The organism is Sphingomonas sp. dw_22 (assembly GCF_018449795.1).
GTDB lineage: Bacteria > Pseudomonadota > Alphaproteobacteria > Sphingomonadales > Sphingomonadaceae > Sphingomonas.
The window spans coordinates 1-21,124 of record NZ_JAAVVE010000056.1; the positions used below are offsets into that span (position 1 = coordinate 1).

Sequence of the window (21,124 nt, forward strand, 5' to 3'; positions counted from 1 at the left end):
CCGTCGGCGTCGTCTGCGGCGCGGTCTGGCCCGGCACGTCCTGGGCGATGGCGGTGCCGCCAAATGCCAGCGCGGCGGCCATGATGATCCATTTCATTCGACTGTTCCTCTTCAGACCCCCGGAACCCCTGTGCCAAGCGAACGCCCGTGCAGGGCGAAGCGTTGCGCGCCCGGCACGGTCCGGCTCGGCAAAAGGGGCGTTGGTCGCGCAGCCGCAGCGTTGGCGAGGTGCGGTGCGCTTGGAGGCCTCCGCGTCACTCCGGCTGAAGTGCCGGAGCAACGAAGGAAGGAGGGCCGGTGCGGTCCTAGTTGCCCGAATCGAGCGCGTAGCCGGCGGAGCGGACGGTGCGGATGATGTCGGGGCGGTTGCCGTTGTTGATCGCCTTGCGCAGCCGCCGGATATGGACGTCCACGGTGCGGCTCTCGATGTCCGAATCATGCCCCCACACCGCATCGAGCAGCCGCTCGCGCGAGAAGACCCAGCCCGGATGCTCCAGGAAATGCTTGAGCAGGCGGAACTCGGTCGGCCCGAGCGAGATCACCTCGCCGCCGCGGCGGACCTTGTGGCCCACCGTGTCCATCTCGATATCGGCATAGGTCAGCGCCTCGCCCGCCAGCGCCGGGCGCACGCGGCGCAGCACCGCGCCGACGCGGGCGACCAGCTCGCGCGGGGAGAAGGGCTTGGTGACATAATCGTCCGCCCCGGTCTCCAGCCCGCGCACCCGGTCTTCCTCTTCGCCGCGCGCGGTCAGCATGATGATCGGCACGTTCGCGGTCTCTGGCATGCGACGCAGGCGGCGGCAGACCTCGATCCCCGAAAGCCCCTCCACCATCCAGTCGAGCAGGACGATGTCGGGCGTCGCCTCCTTGGCGAGCAGCAGCGCCTCTTCGCCGTCCGGGGTCTGCTTGACCTCGTAATCCTCGCGCTTGAAATGCCAGGTGACGAGTTCGGCAATTGCCGCATCGTCTTCCACCAGCAGCATCTTAACTCGTGCCATCGCTTTCAAACTCCGATCGCTTCGCCGGGCTCGCGGTCGGCGAGGTAGCGGCCCGTGGCGGCAAAATAGACCATTTCGGCGACGTTGGTCGCGTGATCGCCGATCCTCTCCAGGTTCTTGGCGACGAACAGCAGGTGCGCGACCTGGCTGATCGTGCGCGGATTCTCGACCATGAAGGTCACCAGCGTCCGGAAGATCGAATCGTAGAAATCGTCGAGCGCATTGTCGCGCTCGCAGATCTGCTCCGCGGCTTCGGCGTCGCGCGCGGAAAAGGCATCGAGCACGTCATGCACCATGTCGGCGGCGAGCTGGCCCATCGCGGGCAGGATCGAGATCGCGTCGATCCGGTCCTCGCCCTCGGCGTGGATCATCGGCACGCGCTTGGCGATGTTCTTGGCATAGTCGCCGATCCGCTCGACCACGGCGGCGATCTTGAGCGCGGCGATCACTTCGCGCAGGTCGTCGGCCATCGGCGCGCGCAGCGCGATCACGCGGACGACGAGCTTTTCCAGCTCGGCTTCGATCGCGTCGATCTGCTTGTCCTTCTTGCGGACCTCTCGTGCCAGCTCGACATCGCCGCGCTGGAGCGCCTTCATCGAATCGTAGATCGCCTGTTCGGCCAGCCCGCCCATCTGCGAGATCAGCGCGCGAAGCTGGCTGATGTCCTGATCGAATGCCTTGACGGTATGTTCGTGGCCCGTCGCCATTATCCGTACCTTCCGGTGATATAGTCCTTGGTGCGCTCCTGCTGCGGCGCCGTGAAGATATTATCGGTCTCGCCATACTCCACGAGCTGGCCGAGATGGAAAAACGCCGTGCGCTGCGAAACGCGCGCCGCCTGCTGCATGTTATGCGTAACGATCACGATCGCATAGCGGCCGCGCAATTCGTGGATCAGCTCCTCGATCTTGGCGGTGGCGATCGGATCGAGCGCGGAGGCCGGCTCGTCCATCAGGATCACTTCGGGATCGACCGCGATCGCACGGGCGATGCACAGCCGCTGCTGCTGGCCGCCCGAGAGCGCGGTGCCGCTGTCGTGCAGCCGGTCCTTCACTTCCTCGAACAGGCCGGCGCGTTTCAGCGAGCGCTCGACGATCGCCTCCAGGTCGCTCTTGGAGGAAGCCAGGCCGTGGATGCGCGGGCCATAGGCGACATTCTCGAAGATCGACTTGGGGAACGGGTTCGGCTTCTGGAACACCATGCCCACCCGGGCGCGGAGCTGCACCACGTCCATCGCCGGCGAATAGATGTCCTCGCCGTCCAGCGTGATCGAACCCTCCACGCGGGCGCTGGGGATGGTGTCGTTCATCCGGTTGAGCGTGCGCAGGAAGGTCGATTTGCCGCAACCCGACGGGCCGATGAAGGCGGTGACCTTGTCCATGTCGATGTCGATCGACACGTCGCGCACGGCCTGCTTGTCGCCGTAGAACACGCTCACGTCGCGCGCGGACATCTTGTGAGGCGTATCGGTCATCACCAGCGGGTCTCGAATTTGTTGCGGAGATAGATAGCGAGCCCGTTCATCGCGAGCAGGAACGCCAATAGCACGATGATCGCGGCGCTGGTCTTTTCGACGAAGCCGCGGCTGACTTCGTCGGACCAGAGGAAGATCTGCACCGGCAGCACGGTGGCCGGATCGGTGAAGCCGCCGGGCGGCGTGACGATGAAAGCGCGCATGCCGATCAGCAGAAGCGGCGCCGTCTCGCCCAGCGCGCGGGCCATGCCGATGATCGTGCCGGTCAGGATGCCCGGCATGGCGAGCGGCAGGACGTGGTGGAACACCACCTGGATCGGGCTGGCGCCGATGCCGAGCGCGGCATCGCGGATCGAGGGGGGCACCGCCTTGATCGCGTTGCGGCTGGCGATGACGATCACGGGCATGATCATCAGCGCGAGCGTGAGCCCGCCGACCAAGGCCGCCGATCGCGGCAGCAGCGGCCCGAAATGCACGCCGCCGATCTCCCAGGTGCCCAGGAACACCGCGAGGCCGAGCAGGCCGAAGATGATCGAAGGGACCGCCGCGAGATTGTTGATCGAGACTTCGATCAGGTCGGTCCAGCGGTTCCGCGGCGCATATTCCTCGAGATAGATCGCCGAGAGCACGCCCACCGGGAAGCCGATCAGGAACGTCACCGCCATCGTCAGCAGCGAGCCCTTGAGCGCGCCCCAGATGCCGACTGCGACCGGATCGGTGGAGTCCGATTCGGTCAGGAAGCTGGTGTTGAAGCTGCGCGAGACCACGCCGGCCGCCTTCAGCCGATCCGCGGCGGCGGTCATCTCGGCGCTGCCCTGGCCGCCCATTGCCTGGTCGATCCCGGTCGAGGCGGGAACGTGGAAGGTGATTTTGCGATCGAGCATCGTCGGATCGCGCTCGATCGCCTCGCGCACGTCCACCCAGGCGCTGTCGGCGACGAAATTCTCGCCGCCGGGCCCATAGGCGGCGACGGCGGCGCCCTTCACCTGCTCCTCCAGCCCCGCGCCGGCCAGCGCCAGATCGGCGCCCACCGTGTGGAGCGCCGCGCGCTCGACCGGAAGTTTGATCGCCGGGAAGTCGATCGGCAGCGCGATCTCGGTGCGGGTGAAGCCGCGCCAGCCGTTCGTCACCATCGTCGCCAGCAGGAAGGCGAGGAACGCGGCCGACAGCAGCACCGCCGCGAAGCCGAAGAAGCGGAAGCGCCGCTCGGCCGCATAGCGGCGGCGGATGCGCTTCTGCATCGCCTGGCCCTGCCAGTCGGTGGGCACGCGCTTGCTCGCGCCGGCGGGGGCGGGATTATTCATATGCCTCCCGGTATTTCTTCACGACGCGCAGCGCGACGATGTTGAGCAGCAGGGTGATGACGAACAAGGTCAGGCCCAGCGCGAAGGCGGCGAGCGTCTTGGGGCTGTCGAACTCGGCCTCGCCGGTCAGCAGGTCCACGATCTGCTTGGTGACGGTGGTCGCGCTCTCGAACGGGTTGAGCGTGATGTTCGCGGCGCCCGATGCGGCCATGACCACGATCATCGTCTCGCCGATCGCGCGGCTGACCGCGAGCAGCACGCCCGCGACGACGCCCGGCAGCGCGGCGGGCAACAGCACGCGACTGATCGTCTCGCTGGTGGTGGCGCCCATCGCCAGGCTGCCGTCGCGCATCGCGGTGGGCACCGCGGCGATCGAATCATCGGCCATCGAGGAGACGAAGGGGATAATCATCACGCCCATCACCAGTCCCGCGGCCAGCGCGCTCTCAGACGAGGCGAAGGGCATGCCCAGCATCACCGCCAGATCGCGCACCGCCGGCGCCACCGTCAGCGCGGCGAAATAGCCATAGACCACGGTCGGCACGCCGGCGAGGATCTCCAGGATCGGCTTCATCCAGCGGCGCACGCGCGGCGCGGCATATTGGGTGAGATAGATCGCGCTCATCAGTCCGAACGGGATCGCGACCAGCATCGCGATCACCGCGCCGATGAAGAAAGTGCCCCAGAACAAAGGCACCGCGCCCAGCGACTTGCCGGGATGCGCCGCGTCGATCACCTGCGGGCTCCAATGCGTGCCGAGCAGGAACTGGCTGGGCGGCACCACCGAGAAGAAGCGTATCGATTCCCACAGCAGCGACAGGAAGATGCCGAGCGTCGTCAGGATTGCGATCAGCGACGCGACCAGCAGGATCATCATCACCCCGCGCTCGACCCGGGTGCGGGCATGGAAGCCGGCGCGGACGCGGGTGAAGGCGAAGGCACCGCCGGCAAAGGCGAGCAGGATCGCGATGCCGCTGCCCATCCAGCCATAGCGCGCACGGGCGGCGGCCATCGGCGCGGCAAGCTGCTGCGCGATCGGATCGAACGCCCTGGTGCCGGGATTCTCGGCGACGCGGCGCGCCTCGGCGAGCAATGCGTCGCGCTCGAACTCGAATTGCGGAAGCTGTTGAGCGGCCGGATGCTCCAGCACCTGCTGCTTGACCAGGCTCGGGCTGATCACGCTCCAGCCCGCGATGAACAGCAGCGCCGGGATCACCGTCCAGATCACGACATACCAGCCATGCTGGGCGGGCAGCGAGTGGAGCCGCTTGGCGCCGCCGCGATCGAGCCGGGCGGCGCGGGCACGCGCGGTCAGCCAGCCGATCAGGCCGAGCCCGGCGACCAGGAAGAGGAGGGCGAAACCGTTCACGACGCCACGCTCAGTGCAGCCCGGCCGGATCGAGCGCAAGCCGCTGCGCGACGATCTCGGCCGAATGCTTGCGGACATCGTCGGGCGCGGCGATCAGCCCGCGCCGGGTCAGCTTGCCGTCCGGCCCCCACATGGTGGTGTAGAGCGTCAGGAAGTCGGCGAGCCCCGGCACGGCGCGCAGATGCCGCTTCTTCACATAGAGGAACAGCGGCCGCGCGCCCGGATAGGTGCGGTTGGCGATCGTCTCATAGGTCGGTGCCACGCCCTCGATCGGCACGCCGTGCAGCCGGTCGATATTCTCCTCGAGATAGGAATAGCCGAACACGCCGATCGCATTGGGGTTCTGCGCCAGGCCCTGGACGATCAGATTGTCGTTCTCGCCCTTGTCGATATAGGGCCCGTCGTCGCGGATGCGCTTGCAGCGCGCGTCATAGGGCGCGGTATCCTTGGCCGCCTTGAGCACCTTGGCCTCCGGATCGGCCTCGGCGCAGCCCGGCTCGATCACTAGTTCGACCAGCGCGTCGCGGGTGCCGCTGGTGGAAGGCGGCCCCATCACCTGGATCGGGATCGCGGGAAGGGCGGGGTTCACGTCCCGCCAGGTCCGCGCGCGGTTGGGCTTGCCATAGGGCGAGGCGGCGAGCGCCAGATAGACGTCCTTCTTGCTGAGCTGGAGCTTGGGGCCTTTGTTCGCCTCGGCCAGCGCGACCCCGTCCACGCCGATCTGGACCTCCATGATCTCGCCGACGCCGTTCTTCTCGCACAGATCGTATTCGGATTTCTTGATCCGGCGCGATGCGTTGGCGATGTCGGGGAATTCCCAGCCCACGCCTTCGCAGAAGCGCGCGAGCCCGCCGCCGGTGCCGATCGATTCGACCACGGGCGCCCGACGCCCGCCGCCCTGGTTGACGAAGGTCTCCGCAACCGCGGTGGTGAAGGGATAGACGGTCGACGAGCCCACCACGCGAATCTCCCGCGTCGTGTTGCTGTCGCACGCGGTCAGCGCCAATGCCGCTGCCGCCACCATGGCCAGCCTGCCGAAGATGTTAAGCTCCCCTGGAATCGAGTCGTGCCGCCGGCACGCCCATCGCCTGTCTTTCAATGCGGTTACGTCTTTATGACAGCCGCTCATGCGCCACGCTGCACCGGCAGCAGTACCGAGACGCTCGTGCCCTTGCCGACGGTGCTCGCGATGTCGATCCGGCCGCGGTGACGCTCCACCACATGCTTGACGATCGCGAGGCCCAGCCCGGTGCCGCCCAGCGACCGGCTGCGCCCTGAATCGACACGATAAAAACGCTCGGTGAGGCGGGGAATATGCTCGGGCGGGATGCCTTCGCCCTGGTCGGTGACGGTCAGGCGCACCATCGCGTCCCCCTCGCGGCGCAGCGCGATCGTGACCGGCGTGCCGTGCTTGCCATATTTCATCGCATTGCCGACGACATTGTGGATGAGCTGGCTCAACTGGGCCCGGTCGCCGCGCACCGGCGGCACTTCCTCGACCTCGGTAACCAGATCGGCCGCGCGCGCGGCGCCCGAAAGCTCCAGGCAGACTTCGTCGACCAGATCGGCCAGCGCCACCGAATCGGCCGGCGCGCGATATTTCTCCGCCTCGATCCGGCTCAGCGAGATCAGGTCGTCGATCAGCCGCTGCATCCGCCGCGCCTCGTCGTGCATGATCTTCAGGAAGCGCTGGCGAGTCGCGGGATCGTCGCCGGCATCGTCCTGCAGCGTCTCGACATAGCCGAGCAGCGAGGCGAGCGGGGTGCGCAGCTCATGGCTGGCATTGGCGACGAAATCGACGCGGATCCGCTCGGTGGCATAGCTGCCGGTACGATCGATCAGGTGGACGATGCGCTGGCCGTTCTCCAGCGTGCGCACCCGCATCTCCCAGCGCTGGTCGCGCGTGCCGAGGCCGACCAGGTGGATCGGCGCGGCGGGGGACTGGTCGGTCGGGTCGAGCAGCCGCTCGGCAGCGGCGGGGTGGCGGATCGCGAGGCGCACGTCCTCGCCCAGGATATGCTGGCCCAGCAGCGCGCGCGCCGCCGGATTGGCCTCGACCACGCGATTGGCGTCGATCATCAGCACCGGCTCGGCGATCGCCTCGATCACCTCGCTGATCGCCGGGCCGCGCGCGGGCGCCGCCGGAGGGGCGGGGGGGACGGGCGCCGGGGCGTTCTCGCCGGTCGCGGCGATCAGAGTCGCCGCGGCGGCGCCGACGAGCACCACCAGCCCGATCTGCACGTCGCCGCTGATGAGCAGGCTCACCAGCGCGGTAAGGGCGGCGACCGCCAGCGCTACCAATGCGCGAAGACCGGGGGAGAGGGGCATGGCGCCTTCTAGCGCGAACCTGTCCCATGGCGAGTACCGATTTACGATTGCGAAACGCGGATGGGCGCAGGACAAGGCACCATGGACGAAGAAACGCAGGGACCGCGCGCCACGCGCCGCGCACTGATGCTGGGCGCGGCCAGCGCTTCGGCGATCGTCTCGATCCGTCCGGCGCTGGCGCAGACCAGCGCTTCGGTGATGCACTGCGAGATCCCGGTCCCCGATCCCGGCCGCGCCGGCAACTATATCGCGGCGGACGGGACTTTGGTGCCTGCCGGTACGCCGGGCGCCTATGCGCCGCCGGGCGTCGCCTTCAAGGCCGAGGACGTGAAGCGCGCGCTGGCCGGGGGCACGCTGCCCGGCACCGATTACGAGAGCAGCCGCGCCTACACCAATTACATCCGCCGCCTGCAATCGGGCACCAGCGGCTTCACCTGCTTCGCATCGCTGCAGATGCCGCGCGGCTAGCGCGTGCACATCGCCCGCTATCGTGCCGTGCCGCCGTCCACGCTGCGCATCGTCCCGCTCGATGCGCTGACATTGGTCTATCACCGCGCCTCGGGCATCACCCATGTCGTCGATGCGCCGGTGCCCGAAATCCTCGAAGCGCTGGGCGATGAGGCGCTGACTTCCGCGGCGCTGCTCGATCGCCTTTCCGAGCGGTTTGACCTCGGCGATCCCGATCCCTTTGCGCTGGCCGTGCGGCTGGACGAACTTGCTGCGGCGGGGCTGGTGGAGCGGCTATGCGCCATGTGATCGCCGTCCGCATCGGCCCCATCGGCTTCCGCATCGGCAGCGACTGGCGTTCGCCCATCGCGGCGATCGACGATCTCTACGCGGACTATCCCCAGCCCGATAACGGTATCCCCGATTTCAACGTCCACCTCTTCGCCGCGCGGCCGTGGCGGAAGATCGTCCGGCCTTCGGTGCATATCGGCGGCGATTTCGTGATTCCCGATGCGGCGCCGCTGCCGCTCGCCCAGGGGCTGCTCGCCGCCGAGATGGGGATGAACCTGCAAATGGCGCTGGGCCTCCGGCGCTATCTGCTGCTCCACGCCTCGGCGGTCGAGCGGAACGGCCGCGCGGTGCTGATGACCGGCATCTCGGGCGCGGGAAAATCGACGCTCGCGGCGCTGCTGATGGCGCGCGGTTGGCGGCTGATGGGCGACGAATTCGTGCTGATCGATCCCGCCACCGGCCTGGCCCATGCGTTTCCGCGCCTGATAAGCCTCAAGAACGAAGCGATCCCGGTCGCCGAACGCGCCGCGCCGCAGGGCCGCTTCGGGCCGCTGCTCACCGGCACGCCCAAGGGCACGCTGCGCCATCTCGTCCCCGATGCGCGCGCGATCGCCGCGATGGCCGAGCCCGCCGAGCCCGCGCTGCTGCTCTTCCCGCGCTTCGGCTTCGAAGCGGCGGAGCGGCCGGTGCTGCCGAGCGAGGCGTTCGTCCGCCTCACCCAATCCTCGACCAACTACGTCACCCTCGCCGAACGCGGCTTCGACGCGCTGACCCGGCTGGTCAGGAACATCCCCGCACGGGCGATCGACTATCCCGACACCGAAACCGCGATAGCGATGGTGGAGGCGCTGGCATGAACCCGGCGCTGCTCCTCGCCGCGATCCTGCGCGAGCCGGCGCGCGCAGAGACCCTCACGGCGCCCGAATGGACCGCGCTCTTCGCCGTCGCCCGCGCGGAGCAGCTCATCGGCACGCTCGCGCACCGGATCGAGGGGCTGAGGATGCCGCCCGCCGCCGCCCGGCTGGTGCAGGATGCGATCGCCTCGGCCGGGCAGGGCCGCACCGCCGCCCTGTGGGAAGCCGAGATGGCGCGCCGCGCGCTCGCCGCCCTCGACATGCCGGTCGTGCTGCTCAAGGGCACCGCCTATGCCGCCGCCGGCCTGTCGCCCAGCACCGGGCGTTCGATCGGCGACCTCGACATATTGGTCCCGCGTGTCCGGATCGAGGAAGCCGAGGCCGCGCTGCTCGCGGCCGGATGGGAATGGGTGAAGCCCGATCCCTATGACGACGCCTATTACCGGCAATGGATGCACGAGCTCCCGCCGCTGATCCATCGCGAGCGCGACCGGATGATCGACGTCCACCACACGATCCTGCCGCTCACCGCGCGGATCAGGCCCGATGCCGAGGGTCTGCTGGCGGACAGCGTCGCGCTAGAGAACGGCCTGCGCATCCTCTCGCCCCAGGACATGATCTGCCACGCCGCCGCGCATCTCTTCGCCGATGGCGATCTCGCCGGGGGCATGCGCAACCTGTGGGACATTCATTGCCTGTTCTCGGAATTCGGCACCGAAGGGCTGGAGGCGCGGGCTGCGCATCACGGGCTTGGCGCGGCGGTCGCCCGCGCCGCGCGCCAGGCCAACCATCTCTACGGCACGCCGATCCCGGAGATCTGGCGCGTCTGGGACAGCCTCGATCCGCTGTTCGTCCGCCGCCTCACCGCCCGCGATGGCTGGGGCCGCCCGACCCGCAAGCTGACCCAGCTGGGCTTTTACGTCCGCTCGCACTGGCTGCGGATGCCGCCGCTCATGCTGGCCCGGCATCTATGGATCAAATGGCGCAAGGGCTATCGTCCGGCGTAGCTCCGGCCTTGCAAAATAGGATTTGGGAGGCGATCGAGGGGGCTGCTCTTTCACATTGTCGAGGCCCCCGGAAAGCACGTGACCCGCCTGGCCAGAACAGGCGTGGGAGAGTCAAATGAGTCAACCGGCAGTTCGCCGATTGGATGGCTAGCGCCGGGCAAGCACGCTGCGCAATTTCTCCAGCGTCTTGCGATTGCCTTCGCGGAAGAAGCCGAGCAATTGCCGGCCCGCGTCGGTATCCGGATAGCCGGTCGCGGTCAGCACGATGCGCGTTCGGCCATCTCCCGCCGGCGACAACTCGAAGATCGTCGTCACCTTGCGATAGGTCTCGAAATTGGGAAATCCGTCGGGCGCCTTCACTGTGCGGAAGGCGAGCATCCGGCCCGGAATCCGCGCGAGGAATTGCTGGCGGATGGTGGTCGCGTCGCCGGGCCGGGCATCGGGCGCGTAGCTCGTCTCCATCAGATCCTCGGCATCCGGCACGATATGCGCGACCGGCGCGGCCCAGCGCCGCCAGCCCTCGGGTGTCGAGATGGCGTCCCACACCGCCGCCATCGGCGCCTCGATAATCGCCTCCATCGCCAATGTCCGGCTACCGTCGCGCTCTACGGTGACGATCGGCTCGATCGGAGTGATCGCCTGTGGCGGCGGAGTGGTCAGAAGGAGAAGGGCGGCGATCCAGGCGTTCATCGGCGTGGCTCCCGATCAGGTGTCGGCCCTGAGTCTCTCCAGCGCGGGCACGAGCGCATCGAAATGATTGACTACTACATCCGCGCCCAGTTCCGCCACCGGCTGCGTCAGGAAGCCGAAGCTCACCGCGACGCTCGGGATGCCCGCATTGCGCCCCGCTTCGATGTCGAAGATCGAATCGCCGACGAACGCCGCGCGGCCGCCGCCGCAGCGTCGGATCATCTCCAGGATCGGCGCGGCGGAGGGCTTGGCGTTGCCCGGCCCCATCGTGTCGCCGCCGATCACGGTGCGGAAGCGCTCGGTGAGGCCCAGCTCGCCGATCAGCTTCACCGCCAGGCTCTCCGGCTTGTTGGTGACGATCGCGAGCGTCACGCCGCGCGATTTCAGTGCGTCCAGCGCCCCGGTCAGCCCCGGATAGGGCCGCGTGCCCCGAGCGATATTGGCCCGGTAATAGTCGATCAGCTCGGGATAGAGCCGCGCCAGCAGTTCGTCATCGTATCCGCCCGTCGCCTTCAGTCCGCGTTCGAGCATGTACCGGGTGCCGCGGCCCACCATCGGCATGACCTCGGCCACGCCCAGTGGTCCCCGATCGACCAGCGACAGGGCATGATTCAGTGCGTCGGTCAGGTCGGCGCTGGTGTCGAGCAGCGTGCCGTCCAGATCGAATCCGACGATGTCGAAGGGGAAGCCGGCCATCCCGCGCCGCCTGCCAGCAATGCTATGGAAATGGCAAGGCTATCGTGGCAGGGGAGGCCGATCCCATGGAGGCGCATGTGACTGCACCGATCGCCGCGATCATCCTTGCCGCGGGCAAGGGCACGCGGATGAAATCCGATATCCACAAGGTGCTGCATCCGATCGCCGGACGGCCGATGCTGCTGCACCTGATCGACAGCGTTGCCGCGCTCGATCCGGCGCGCACGGTGATCGTGGTCGGCGCGGGCCGCGAGCAGGTCGAGGCCGCGGTCGCCCCGCACGGTGCCGAGACCGCGCACCAGGCCGATCAGCTCGGCACCGGCCATGCCGTGCTCCAGGCCGAAGCGGGGCTCGCCGGCTTCGAAGGCGATGTGCTGATCCTCTATGGCGACGTGCCTTTGGTCTCGACCGCGACGATGCGGCGGATGCTGGAGCGGCTGCACGGCAACGACAATCCGGCGGTGGTGGTGCTCGGCTTCCGCCCGCTCGATCCGGGCGCCTATGGCCGCGTGATCGCCGATCCTTCGGGACGCATCGTCAAGATGGTCGAGTTCAAGGATGCGAACGCCGAGGAGCGCGCCGAGACCTTGTGCAATTCCGGCCTGATGGCCGCGCGTTCGAGCGACCTGTTCGCGCTGCTGGCGCGGGTCGGCAACGCCAATGCCGCGGGCGAATATTATCTGGTCGACATCGTCAACATCGCCGCGGCGGACGGCCGTCCCTCGGCGGTGATCGAGACCGACGCCCATGAAGTCTCCGGCGTCAACAGCCGCGGCGAGCTGGCGGCGCTGGAGCGCGAATGGCAGCACGCCCGCCGCGCCCGGGCGATGGCCGATGGTGTCACGCTGATCGCACCCGAGACGGTGTGGTTCGCTTATGACACGGCGATCGGCCGCGATGTGACGATCGAGCCGAACGTCGTGTTCGGCCCCGGCGTGGAAATCGCGGACCAGGTGACGATCCACGCCTTCAGCCATATCGAGGGCGCGAAGATCGCCACCGGCGTCTCGGTCGGCCCCTATGCGCGCCTCCGCCCCGGCGCGGTGCTGGAAGAGGGCTCGCGCGTCGGCAATTTCGTCGAGATGAAGAAGGCGGTGCTCGGCAAGGGCGCCAAGGCCAATCACCTCACCTATCTCGGCGACGCGAAGGTGGGCGCGGGGGCGAACATCGGCGCCGGCACGATCACCTGCAATTACAACGGCTATCTCAAGAGCGAGACCGTGATCGGCGCGGGCGCATTCATCGGCTCGAACAGCGCGCTGGTCGCCCCGGTGAAGATCGGCGACGGCGCGATCATCGGCGCGGGTTCAGTCGTCACCGAGGATGTCGAAGCCGATGCCCTTGCGCTGACGCGGGCCAAACAGGAGGCCAAGCCCGGCTGGGCGAAGCGCTTCCGGGAAATGATGCAAGCCAGAAAGGCAGCGAAGTAACATGTGCGGAATCGTCGGAATCGTCGGCAAGGAAGACGTCGCGGAGCGGCTGTACGACGGCCTCAAGCGCCTCGAATATCGCGGCTATGATTCGGCCGGCATCGCCACCGATTTCGAGGGGCGGATCGAGCGCCGCCGCGCCTCGGGCAAGCTGGTCAATCTCGGCAAGGAACTGGCGGCCAACCCGCTCCCCGGCACCACCGGCATCGCCCATACCCGCTGGGCCACCCATGGCGGCCCGACGACCAACAACGCGCACCCCCATGCCACCGGCGAAGTCGCGCTTGTCCACAACGGCATCATCGAGAACTTCAAGACGCTGCGCGACGAGCTGATCGGTCGCGGCCGCGTCTTCGAGAGCGAGACCGACACCGAAGTCGTCGCCCATCTCGTCAGCGAGAAGGTCGAGGCCGGCATGGCCCCCGCCGAGGCCGTCGCCGAAGTGCTGCCGCGCCTCCACGGCGCGTTCGCGCTCGCCATCCTGTTCTGCCAGCATCCGGAATTGTTGATCGGCGCCCGTCTCGGCTCGCCGCTCGTGGTCGGCTATGGCGAAGGCGAGACCTATCTCGGCTCCGACGCGCTCGCGCTGGCGCCGCTCACCCAGCGCATCGCCTATCTCGAGGAAGGCGACTGGGTCGTCATCACCCATGACGGCGCGCAGATCTTCGACAAGGACAACAACCCCGTCGAGCGCCCGATCACCATCTCCGGCGTCACCGGCGAGCTGATCTCCAAGGGCAATCACCGACATTACATGCTCAAGGAGATCTACGAGCAGCCGATCGTCGTCGCCCAGACGCTGCGCTCCTACCTCCAGCGCATGGAGGAGCGCGTCACGCTGCCGATCCCCGAATTCGACCTCTCCAAGATCCGGCGCGTCACCATCGTCGCGTGCGGCACCAGCTTCTATGCCGGCATGGTCGCCAAATACTGGTTCGAGCAGTTCGCCCGCGTGCCGGTCGACCTCGATGTCGCCTCCGAGTTCCGTTACCGCGAACCGGTGATGGAGGAGGGCGGGCTGGCGCTCTTCATCAGCCAGTCGGGCGAGACCGCCGACACGCTCGCTGCGCTCCGCCATGCCCGCGCCGAGGGCCAGACGATCGCGGTGGTGGTCAACGTCCCCACCAGCTCGATGGCGCGCGAGGCGGACCTGCTGCTGCCCACCCATGCCGGGCCTGAGATCGGCGTCGCCTCGACCAAGGCATTCACCTGCCAGCTCGCGGTGCTCGCCGCGCTCGCCGCCAATCTCGCCCGCGCCAAGGGCAAGCTGAGCCCGGCCGAGGAGAAGGCGATCGTCAAGCATCTCGCCGAGGCGCCCGCCGCGCTCAACGGTGCGCTCGCCTATGACGAATCGATCGAGGCGATGGCGCACAATATCGCGAGTGCCCGCGACGTGCTCTATCTCGGCCGGGGCACCGATTATCCGCTGGCGCTGGAGGGTGCGCTGAAGCTCAAGGAGATCAGCTACATCCACGCCGAGGGCTATGCCGCCGGCGAGATGAAGCACGGCCCGATCGCGCTGATCGACGATGCCGTCCCGGTGATCGTGATCGCCCCCTCGGGCCCGCTGTTCGACAAGACCGTGTCGAACATGCAGGAGGTCCAGGCGCGCGGCGGCAAGGTCGTGCTGATCTCGGACTATGACGGCGTCCAGGCGGCGGGCGAGGGGTGCCTGGCGACGATCACCATGCCCAAGGTCCACCCGCTGATCGCGCCGCTCGTCTATGCGGTGCCGGTGCAGTTGCTCGCCTATCACGTCGCGGTCGCCAAGGGCACCGACGTCGATCAGCCGCGCAACCTCGCCAAGTCGGTGACGGTGGAATAGCGGGGTTCAGTCCCGCCGCCGGAAGACCAGCCCCGTATTCTGGGTGAAGCGGCTCCGCATCGTCGAGGCGGCGCGCACGCCTTCGGTCGCCTCCGGATCATGGTCGAACCCGGCTTCGTCGAAGCGGGCGATCCAGTAATCGCCCCATTGGCAGTTCACGTGATGATGCCCCGGCTGGCCGGGCACGGCGGCGGTGATGAACACCGCGCGGCAGCCGGCGAAGCTCGCCATGAAGTTCGGCACATATTGCTCGTCGACATGCTCGACGAACTCGACCGCCCAGCCCAGATCGAAGCGCCCGGCGTCGAGCGGGCCGGTGGAATAGTCATGCTCGATGATGAAGGTCGAGCCGCGCGCATGGCCGGGATCGCCGTCCACGCCCCGCGCCGCGATCCCGCGCGACAGGGCATAGGCGGCCATGCCGCCGGGGCCGCAGCCGATGTCGAGCACGCTTTCCACACCTAAATGCTCGGCCAGCCAGTCGAACGCGCCCTCGTCGAACTGGGTCAGGTCCTCATGCCCGCCCAGATGGCCGGCGGTGCCGCCCGGCGGCACTTCGATCTCCAGTGGGGGATGGCCTAAAGCCTTGCGCAGCAGGAAGGCGAGGAAGCTCCGATCGGCCAGCAGCAGGTCGCGGGGGAGATAATAGAGATGGCGGGTGCCCAGCTCGCCGCGGATCGTGTTGTTGGAGAGCATCCACACCCAACTGCGATCCTCGAATGCCTGTTCGTGATCGGCATCGTTGCGGCGGACCGCGAGCTGGGCGCTCTCGTTCCATGCGACGGGCATGATCGATCGGGTCGGCAGGATCAGCGCGTCGGCGCCGTAATCGCGTATCGCGATCTCCATCGGGGTCGAGGCGAGGTCGAGCCATTCCAGTGGGCGTGGATCGCGCAGCCGCGCCGCCACTCGGCGCCAATGGTCCATGATGACCCAGTCGCCGGGCCGCGAGGCCATGAAATTGCAGCTCATATAGCCCTGGGGCTCGCGATAGCCGACGAAACCATGCACCTCCACCGCCTTCAGCAACGGATCGAGCGCATGCATCAGCACCGCATCCGCATCGAGATAGAGCCCGCCGAACCGCGACAGCAGATAGGTGCGCACGAAATCGGAGAGATGGTTGAGCGCCAGCGAGTCGATCGGCAGGTCGCGCTCCTCGGTCCACAGCGCGTCGAACCCGGCGCGATCGAGCAGGCGGACGTCCGGGTGATGGCGGCGCACCGTCTCGATGCACAGCTCGATATAGCCGGGGCGGGGGCCTTCCCAGAACATCCAGATCGGCAGGCTCATGACGCTTCCGCCGCCTCGCGGATGCGCGGTGCCTCCACGGGCTGGGCGGGCGCGCGGCGCAGCACGCGCAGCGTGCCGGCGGCCGCCTCGACCTGCCAGTCGCCGGTCGCGACCAGCTCATCGACCAGCGCCATCACGCCGGGGAAATAGTCCGCATAATCGTGGAACAGCACGCGGGCGCCGGGCGTGAGCCACGGCTCGGCGGCGGCGAAATCGGCGGCGACGGCGGGATAGTCGTGGAGGCCGTCGATCAGCAGCAGGTCGATCGGTTCGGAGGGCATCGTCGCAGGCGCTTCTCCGGTGCGGGCCGAGACGATCTCGGCAAGTCCCGTATCAGCGATGACGCGATCGAAGCGGATGCGGCTCGGCGCCTCGCGGTGCAGCCGCTCCTCGCGGCTCCCGAGGATGCCGTCGAAGCGGTCGATCGCCGTCACGCGCCCGCCGCCTTCGCGGGCCGCGGCGCCGAGTAGCAGCGTCGCCTTGCCGCAATAGCTGCCGATCTCCACCAGATGGGCGGCGCCGCCGGCACTCGCCACCGCGCTGCGGCCGGCGGCGAGCAGGGCGCGGGCCTCGTCCTCCTCCAGCCATCCGGGCACGGCGCGCATCGTGGCGAGCAGCGGTTCGTCCGATGCTTGGGGCAGCGGCGCGGGGCCGGCGAGGCGATACTGGTCGCAGCGTTCGCGCAGCGCCCGGCGCAGGACATGGTCGAGCTGGCGCGGCACCGGGTGCATCCAGAAGGCGCTGCCGGCATTGCCCGCCTGGTCCAGGTCGCGCACGCTCCAGGGCCGGCGATACTGGGTCCATTGGCCGGCGACGGGATTTTGCGCCACGGGAAAGCCCAGCAGTGCCGAGAATGTGGGGAACAGGATTTCCTCGGTCGCCCATAGCCGCGAGCGCGTGAGGATGTTTTGCAGCATGGGATCGTCGAACAGGCGGCGGATCGCCTGTCCGGCCTCGGCGCCGATCACCGTCGCCGGCCAGAAGGTCCAGCGCGCGAAACTATCGCCGCCATTCTCGAATCGGTCGAGCAGCGGTTGCCACAGCGCGCGCTCGGCCTGGGCGGTCTGAGCCGGGGGGATGCGGGTGTCGGCGCGCTGCGGCCGGGGATCGCTCGAAAGCACCCCGAAGGACTGGCCGGCGAGCTGGCGGGAGAGGAACTCCGCATAGCCCTTGCGCAGCATCATCTGATCGGAATCGACGATCGTCATCATGTCGAACGCCCGGCCTTCCAGATGGCGCAGGCAATCCAGCGCAAAGCCGTGGAGCGCGCCCCATTTCATCGGCCGCGGACCGGGCACGATCTCGACGCCCCAGCGCGTCCAGGGCAGGCGCCGGTCGATCAGGCTGCCGTCCGCGCTGCCGTCATAGAGCAGGATCGGCGAGACATCGTCGTGCCAGCGCAGGTTGCGGACGAGATCGACGACGCATTCGGGTTTCTCATGCACCAGCACGGCATGGACGTTGCGCAGCAGCTGCACCGGCTCGGCGGGCGCGGTGCCGCTCCAGCGCGCGACCAGCGCCTGGATCGGGGCGGGATCGCGGGGATGCCAATAGCCGCCCGTCACCTGCTTGGGGCAGGTATTGCCGGCATGGACACGGGCGACCAGCCAGCCCGCCTCGGGCATCACCAGCACCTGGGCGCCGCGCGCGTCGAACAGGAAGCGGGTATCCTCGCCGCGCGCGAGCGGCTGGAAGGGGCGGCGCTGCCACCAGGCGCGGCGATAGGCCAGGCTCGCGCCATAGACCCAGCGATGCCGCCCGCCCCAGCGATAGTCCCAGGCGCCGCTGCCGTCCTCGGCCAGGAAGGGAATTTCCGCCAGACCGCAGATGTCCGCCCCGGTCTCGTCCAGCGCGGCTATCTGGCGGGTGAGCCGATCGGGGGCGTGCCAGTCGTCATCGTCCCAATGGACGATGATCTCGCCCCGGGCGAGTTCGCAGGCCCGGTTGCGCTTGTCGCCGATGGCGCGGCGGGTCTCCTCGCGGACATAGCGGATGCGGGCATCGTCGGGCATGAGATCGCCGATGGGATCGACGCCGTCGTCGAGGATCAGCAGCTCGGCATCGGTGCGCGCCTGCGCCAGGAACTGTGTGATCGCGGCGGGCACGTAGCGGCGCCGATCGGCGGTGGGCATGATGGCGGTGATGCGTATCATCAGCTCAACTCTCTCCAGAGACCTCGAACGGATTTCGACCATTTCAGGCTGACGCCAAGCTGCCCGTAGAAATGTTGCTTCCAGCGATTCTGGGCGTGGAGGGATTGTCCCTTCAAGGCTTGGCGGAGCGGTTGGCCGGCGGTGCCCGGCAACCCTGCCGGAGCCTCGTGGGAGGCGTAGGGCTTGCCGAAGAATTGGCCGAGCTGGTTGTTGACCGTGGAATCGGACAAGGCGAGGTTGCCGGAGGCGTTCGCGCCCCCCGCGAACTGCTCGATGATATGCTCCCATTGCTTGCCAGCGGGATTCAACTGTTGCTCGTGGTGCCGCCAATTGAGGACCACCCGGGCATCCGCGAAGCTGGACCAGGACTCGCTCTCATTGAGTTCGAGTATCTTCACCTCGGACAGGAGAACCTGCGAGGTGTGGCCTTTCTTCCACTTCGTATCCTGGTCGGCGAAGGGTATCTTGCCCCAGGTGCGGGGAGTCTTGAGGTTGGAGGATTTCCAGTCAAAGGTCTGCTTGGCCTGATCGACGGCCGTCGCCGTGCCGGGGATCCAGGTGATCTTCTCGCCCCCCTTCATCTTGATGTCCCGATGGCGGATGATGATGACATCCCCCACGACCATGTTGGCGGGATCGAATTTCCGCTTCTTGGAATTTTTTCTCGGGTTGATGACAACCTCGATGAAGGTTTCCTTGCTCTCGTGCTGGATTGTGATCGCAGTCAGCTTGTGACGCTGTTTGATGGCGCCCAGGCCCTTTTCGATCGAGGCTTCGGTGGCCTCGGGATTCGCGATGAGCGTATTGGCATCGGATTGGGCGGCGATAACGGCCGCCTCCTTTTGCGCGGCGGTTCGGGTGTCAGTCTGGGGCTTGCCGCTGCCCAGCAACATCTTCCCCAGCTTCTTCGCCTGCGCCACGATCCACGCCACCACCTTATCGAGCGCCTTGTCGATCGGATCGCGGATCTTCTTGATGAGGCCGAGCACGGCGTCGCTCACCTTGCCCAACCCCGCCAGGCGGGCGAGGAAGCTGATGACGAGGGTGAGCAGACCGGCCATCGTCCGCTCCACGCGTGCGGCCGCCGGGGCGATGTTTCCGGCGGCGATCGCCGCGATCCCGTCGATGAGGGACGCGGCGACCTGCGCGATCTGCTGCAGCCGCTCCACGAAGAACATGATCGTGTTGTAGATGGCGATGATCGCCTGGATGAACGCGCCCGCCGGCGACAGCATCGACAGCAGCTTGGTGACCGCCGCCTCCACCACCTTGGACTTCACGAAGTCCATCACCGCGTCGATCGCCATCTGCTTCAGGTTGGAGAGCGTCTCCAATATCTGCTGCCAGGCTGCCGCCGGTCCGTCGCGTACCAGCGTGACGACGATGTCGAACCCGGTCTCCAGCGCCTTGACGGTGGTCTCGTTGGTGACCCGGACCAGCTTGCCGCGGATATTGGCCCAGGTGAGCCCCATCACCGACAGTACGAACTTGAGGATCTCCATGAAGGAGAAGCCCTGCGGGATATAGACGCCCGCGCCGCCCAGCGCGCCCGTCAGCCAGCCGATCAGCGATGCCTTGAGATGCGTCAGGAAATTGGCCGCGAACTGCTGGAAGCCCGCCTTGCCCGCCGCGACCAAGGTGCGCACGAAGCCGATCGGATTGCGCACGATCGTCCTGAAGGCGCCGCCGGCCTTTTTGAGATAGGGCACGGCCGCGGGCGCCACCACGTCCAGGATGATCTCGAGCAGGTCGAGCACGGTCCCGCCCGCCCAGCCCATGAGCCTGCCGACGAAGCCGGCAAAGGCGGCGGCGATCTTGCGGAACGCGCCGGCAATCGTCAGCACGTCGACGATGGTCAGCGACTTGACCGTCGCCATGACTTCGCCGGGGATCGAGACGACCAGCGCCTTGGCCCCGCCCAGCGCCTTCTGGAACCATGCCCAGGCGCGCGGGATCGCCTTGGCCCGCTGGATATTCTCCCAGACCTCCCCCTGGCCGATCAGGTTCATGAACAGGCCGATCACGCGCGAGGCCGGGCTTTCGCCCTCGCCCGAGACCGGGTTCTTGCCCAGCACCGCCATCAGCAGATCCCAATGGGGAACGTTGGCGGCGGCCCATTGGCCGAGCGGCTTCAGGATCACGTCCACGACCAGATCGACGAAGCCGGTGACGAGCCCGCTCGCGAAGCTCTTCATCTCGTTGACGGGCGAGGAGAAGATCGATTTGGCGCGGTTCCATGCCTGGATCGGATGGATGGCGTCGCTCGGCCCCAGCGACCCGAAGAACTCGCCGATCGCGCCGGTGACGGAGGAGACCACGCGCTTGAAGCCTGCGATCTGCTGGTCGATAAAGGCGCCGCCGCGCGCGATGACGCCGTGATTTTCCAGCGCCTCGACGATCTTGTCGCCGAACGGGATGAAGCCGACCAGCTCGCGCAGGATCGCCGGGCCGCCGCCGGGCGTGGCGGCGTCGTTGATCGGATTATGGCCGAGGACGAGGCAGAGCAGGTGGAAGCCCGGCAGGATCTCCGCCTTCTCCGCCACGAAATCGCGGACGATCTGGAGGACGTTGCCGATCGCGTCGCCCACCGCATCGATCGCCCCGCCGACCGCGTCCGCGATGCCGGAGAGAAGTCCTCGCTGCACCTGCGGGGCCGAGCGTTCGCGTACCGTCACTTCGCGCTGGACGACCTCGCGTTGCTGGACGGTGTGGGTCAGCTCATGCGCGATCAGTCTTTTGCCCTGGCGGGAGTCCGGCTGGAACTCGCCGGGGCCGAAGAAGATGTCGCGGCTATAAGTGAGCGCGCGTGCGCCGAGTCCGGCGGCGATGCCCTGGGCCTTGCCGTCGTTGTGCACGCGCACCCCGCCCAGATCGGCGCCGAAGCGGGGCTCCATGAAGCCCCGCGTCTCCGCCGGCAGCGGCATGCCGCCACCCAGCCGGCCGCGAATTGCCGCGGCGGCTTCGG

At 67.8% G+C, this 21,124-nt stretch carries 18 protein-coding genes; 6 read left to right on the forward strand and 12 right to left on the reverse strand.

The window, feature by feature from the left end:
- Positions 1-305: 305 nt before the first annotated feature.
- From phoB to HB724_RS18140, 7 genes are all read right to left on the reverse strand, one after another.
- Positions 306-998, reverse strand: coding sequence for a phosphate regulon transcriptional regulator PhoB (gene phoB / locus HB724_RS18110; RefSeq protein WP_213982349.1), 693 nt, complete (start codon positions 996-998; stop codon positions 306-308).
- 5 nt (positions 999-1,003) lie between these two features.
- Positions 1,004-1,705 (reverse strand): phosphate signaling complex protein PhoU, encoded by a 702-nt coding sequence (phoU, locus tag HB724_RS18115; protein ID WP_213982350.1) that lies wholly within the window; start codon positions 1,703-1,705, stop codon positions 1,004-1,006.
- Positions 1,705-2,472 carry a phosphate ABC transporter ATP-binding protein PstB gene (gene pstB, locus HB724_RS18120; protein ID WP_213982351.1) on the reverse strand — a complete coding sequence of 256 codons (768 nt, stop codon included), beginning with the start codon at positions 2,470-2,472 and terminating at the stop codon, positions 1,705-1,707. Before pstB ends, phoU begins: the two co-directional genes overlap by 1 nt.
- A complete protein-coding gene (gene pstA, locus HB724_RS18125; protein ID WP_213982352.1) occupies positions 2,472-3,776 on the reverse strand; it encodes a phosphate ABC transporter permease PstA in 1,305 nt (434 codons plus the stop codon). Before pstA ends, pstB begins: the two co-directional genes overlap by 1 nt.
- Complete coding sequence (pstC, locus tag HB724_RS18130; protein ID WP_213982353.1) at positions 3,769-5,145, reverse strand: phosphate ABC transporter permease subunit PstC; 1,377 nt, start codon at positions 5,143-5,145, stop codon at positions 3,769-3,771. The genes pstA and pstC overlap by 8 nt, the downstream gene beginning before the upstream one ends.
- A gap of 10 nt (positions 5,146-5,155) precedes the next feature.
- Positions 5,156-6,169: a substrate-binding domain-containing protein gene (locus HB724_RS18135; RefSeq protein WP_213982354.1), complete on the reverse strand. Its 1,014-nt coding sequence runs from the start codon at positions 6,167-6,169 to the stop codon at positions 5,156-5,158.
- A gap of 101 nt (positions 6,170-6,270) precedes the next feature.
- Complete coding sequence (locus tag HB724_RS18140; protein WP_213982355.1) at positions 6,271-7,473, reverse strand: ATP-binding protein; 1,203 nt, start codon at positions 7,471-7,473, stop codon at positions 6,271-6,273.
- An 81-nt stretch (positions 7,474-7,554) separates the two neighbouring features.
- Between HB724_RS18140 and HB724_RS18145 the strand changes: the two genes are divergently transcribed.
- The 4 genes from HB724_RS18145 to HB724_RS18160 are packed head-to-tail and all read left to right on the forward strand — an operon-like array spanning position 7,555 to position 10,072.
- Positions 7,555-7,941 (forward strand): hypothetical protein, encoded by a 387-nt coding sequence (locus HB724_RS18145; protein ID WP_213982356.1) that lies wholly within the window; start codon positions 7,555-7,557, stop codon positions 7,939-7,941.
- A gap of 3 nt (positions 7,942-7,944) precedes the next feature.
- A complete protein-coding gene (locus HB724_RS18150; RefSeq protein ID WP_213982357.1) occupies positions 7,945-8,229 on the forward strand; it encodes an HPr-rel-A system PqqD family peptide chaperone in 285 nt (94 codons plus the stop codon).
- Positions 8,217-9,068, forward strand: coding sequence for an HprK-related kinase A (locus HB724_RS18155; RefSeq protein WP_213982358.1), 852 nt, complete (start codon positions 8,217-8,219; stop codon positions 9,066-9,068). Before HB724_RS18150 ends, HB724_RS18155 begins: the two co-directional genes overlap by 13 nt.
- The gene (locus HB724_RS18160) at positions 9,065-10,072 is read left to right on the forward strand and encodes a nucleotidyltransferase family protein (protein WP_213982359.1); all 1,008 of its coding nucleotides are present in this window, start codon (positions 9,065-9,067) and stop codon (positions 10,070-10,072) included. Before HB724_RS18155 ends, HB724_RS18160 begins: the two co-directional genes overlap by 4 nt.
- Before the next feature lie 147 nt (positions 10,073-10,219).
- On the opposite strand, the gene HB724_RS18165 is transcribed toward HB724_RS18160, so the two are convergent.
- Both HB724_RS18165 and HB724_RS18170 read right to left on the reverse strand, forming a co-directional pair.
- Complete coding sequence (locus HB724_RS18165; protein ID WP_213982360.1) at positions 10,220-10,762, reverse strand: SRPBCC domain-containing protein; 543 nt, start codon at positions 10,760-10,762, stop codon at positions 10,220-10,222.
- A gap of 15 nt (positions 10,763-10,777) precedes the next feature.
- On the reverse strand, positions 10,778-11,458 hold the full coding sequence (locus HB724_RS18170; RefSeq protein WP_213982361.1) for an HAD-IA family hydrolase: 681 nt from the start codon (positions 11,456-11,458) through the stop codon (positions 10,778-10,780).
- Positions 11,459-11,523: 65 nt separating this feature from the next.
- Between HB724_RS18170 and glmU the strand changes: the two genes are divergently transcribed.
- Positions 11,524-12,888, forward strand: a complete 1,365-nt coding sequence (gene glmU / locus HB724_RS18175; RefSeq protein ID WP_213982362.1) for a bifunctional UDP-N-acetylglucosamine diphosphorylase/glucosamine-1-phosphate N-acetyltransferase GlmU — start codon at positions 11,524-11,526, stop codon at positions 12,886-12,888.
- Between the two features lies 1 nt (position 12,889).
- Complete coding sequence (glmS, locus tag HB724_RS18180; RefSeq protein WP_213982363.1) at positions 12,890-14,713, forward strand: glutamine--fructose-6-phosphate transaminase (isomerizing); 1,824 nt, start codon at positions 12,890-12,892, stop codon at positions 14,711-14,713.
- Between the two features lie 6 nt (positions 14,714-14,719).
- On the opposite strand, the gene HB724_RS18185 is transcribed toward glmS, so the two are convergent.
- The 3 genes from HB724_RS18185 to HB724_RS18195 all read right to left on the reverse strand — a co-directional run.
- Positions 14,720-16,006 carry a glycosyltransferase gene (locus HB724_RS18185; protein WP_213982364.1) on the reverse strand — a complete coding sequence of 429 codons (1,287 nt, stop codon included), beginning with the start codon at positions 16,004-16,006 and terminating at the stop codon, positions 14,720-14,722.
- The gene (locus HB724_RS18190) at positions 16,003-18,159 is read right to left on the reverse strand and encodes a class I SAM-dependent methyltransferase (RefSeq protein ID WP_213982365.1); all 2,157 of its coding nucleotides are present in this window, start codon (positions 18,157-18,159) and stop codon (positions 16,003-16,005) included. The genes HB724_RS18185 and HB724_RS18190 overlap by 4 nt, the downstream gene beginning before the upstream one ends.
- A partial coding sequence (locus tag HB724_RS18195; RefSeq protein ID WP_213982366.1) for a DUF4157 domain-containing protein occupies positions 18,159-21,124 on the reverse strand: 2,966 nt, incomplete at its 5' end. The genes HB724_RS18195 and HB724_RS18190, both read right to left, overlap by 1 nt.

Excerpts from the sequence above, each read along its gene's own strand:
- phoB (WP_213982349.1), bottom strand. The coding sequence starts at position 998 with ATGGCACGAGTTAAGATGCTGCTGGTGGAAGACGATGCGGCAATTGCC.
- phoU (WP_213982350.1), bottom strand. The coding sequence starts at position 1,705 with ATGGCGACGGGCCACGAACATACCGTCAAGGCATTCGATCAGGACATC.
- pstB (WP_213982351.1), bottom strand. The coding sequence starts at position 2,472 with ATGACCGATACGCCTCACAAGATGTCCGCGCGCGACGTGAGCGTGTTC.
- pstA (WP_213982352.1), bottom strand. The coding sequence starts at position 3,776 with ATGAATAATCCCGCCCCCGCCGGCGCGAGCAAGCGCGTGCCCACCGAC.
- HB724_RS18135 (WP_213982354.1), bottom strand. The coding sequence starts at position 6,169 with ATGGTGGCGGCAGCGGCATTGGCGCTGACCGCGTGCGACAGCAACACG.
- HB724_RS18140 (WP_213982355.1), bottom strand. The coding sequence starts at position 7,473 with ATGCCCCTCTCCCCCGGTCTTCGCGCATTGGTAGCGCTGGCGGTCGCC.
- HB724_RS18145 (WP_213982356.1), top strand. The coding sequence starts at position 7,555 with ATGGACGAAGAAACGCAGGGACCGCGCGCCACGCGCCGCGCACTGATG.
- HB724_RS18155 (WP_213982358.1), top strand. The coding sequence starts at position 8,217 with ATGCGCCATGTGATCGCCGTCCGCATCGGCCCCATCGGCTTCCGCATC.
- HB724_RS18160 (WP_213982359.1), top strand. The coding sequence starts at position 9,065 with ATGAACCCGGCGCTGCTCCTCGCCGCGATCCTGCGCGAGCCGGCGCGC.
- HB724_RS18165 (WP_213982360.1), bottom strand. The coding sequence starts at position 10,762 with ATGAACGCCTGGATCGCCGCCCTTCTCCTTCTGACCACTCCGCCGCCA.
- HB724_RS18170 (WP_213982361.1), bottom strand. The coding sequence starts at position 11,458 with ATGGCCGGCTTCCCCTTCGACATCGTCGGATTCGATCTGGACGGCACG.
- glmU (WP_213982362.1), top strand. The coding sequence starts at position 11,524 with ATGGAGGCGCATGTGACTGCACCGATCGCCGCGATCATCCTTGCCGCG.
- glmS (WP_213982363.1), top strand. The coding sequence starts at position 12,890 with ATGTGCGGAATCGTCGGAATCGTCGGCAAGGAAGACGTCGCGGAGCGG.
- HB724_RS18185 (WP_213982364.1), bottom strand. The coding sequence starts at position 16,006 with ATGAGCCTGCCGATCTGGATGTTCTGGGAAGGCCCCCGCCCCGGCTAT.
- HB724_RS18190 (WP_213982365.1), bottom strand. The coding sequence starts at position 18,159 with ATGATACGCATCACCGCCATCATGCCCACCGCCGATCGGCGCCGCTAC.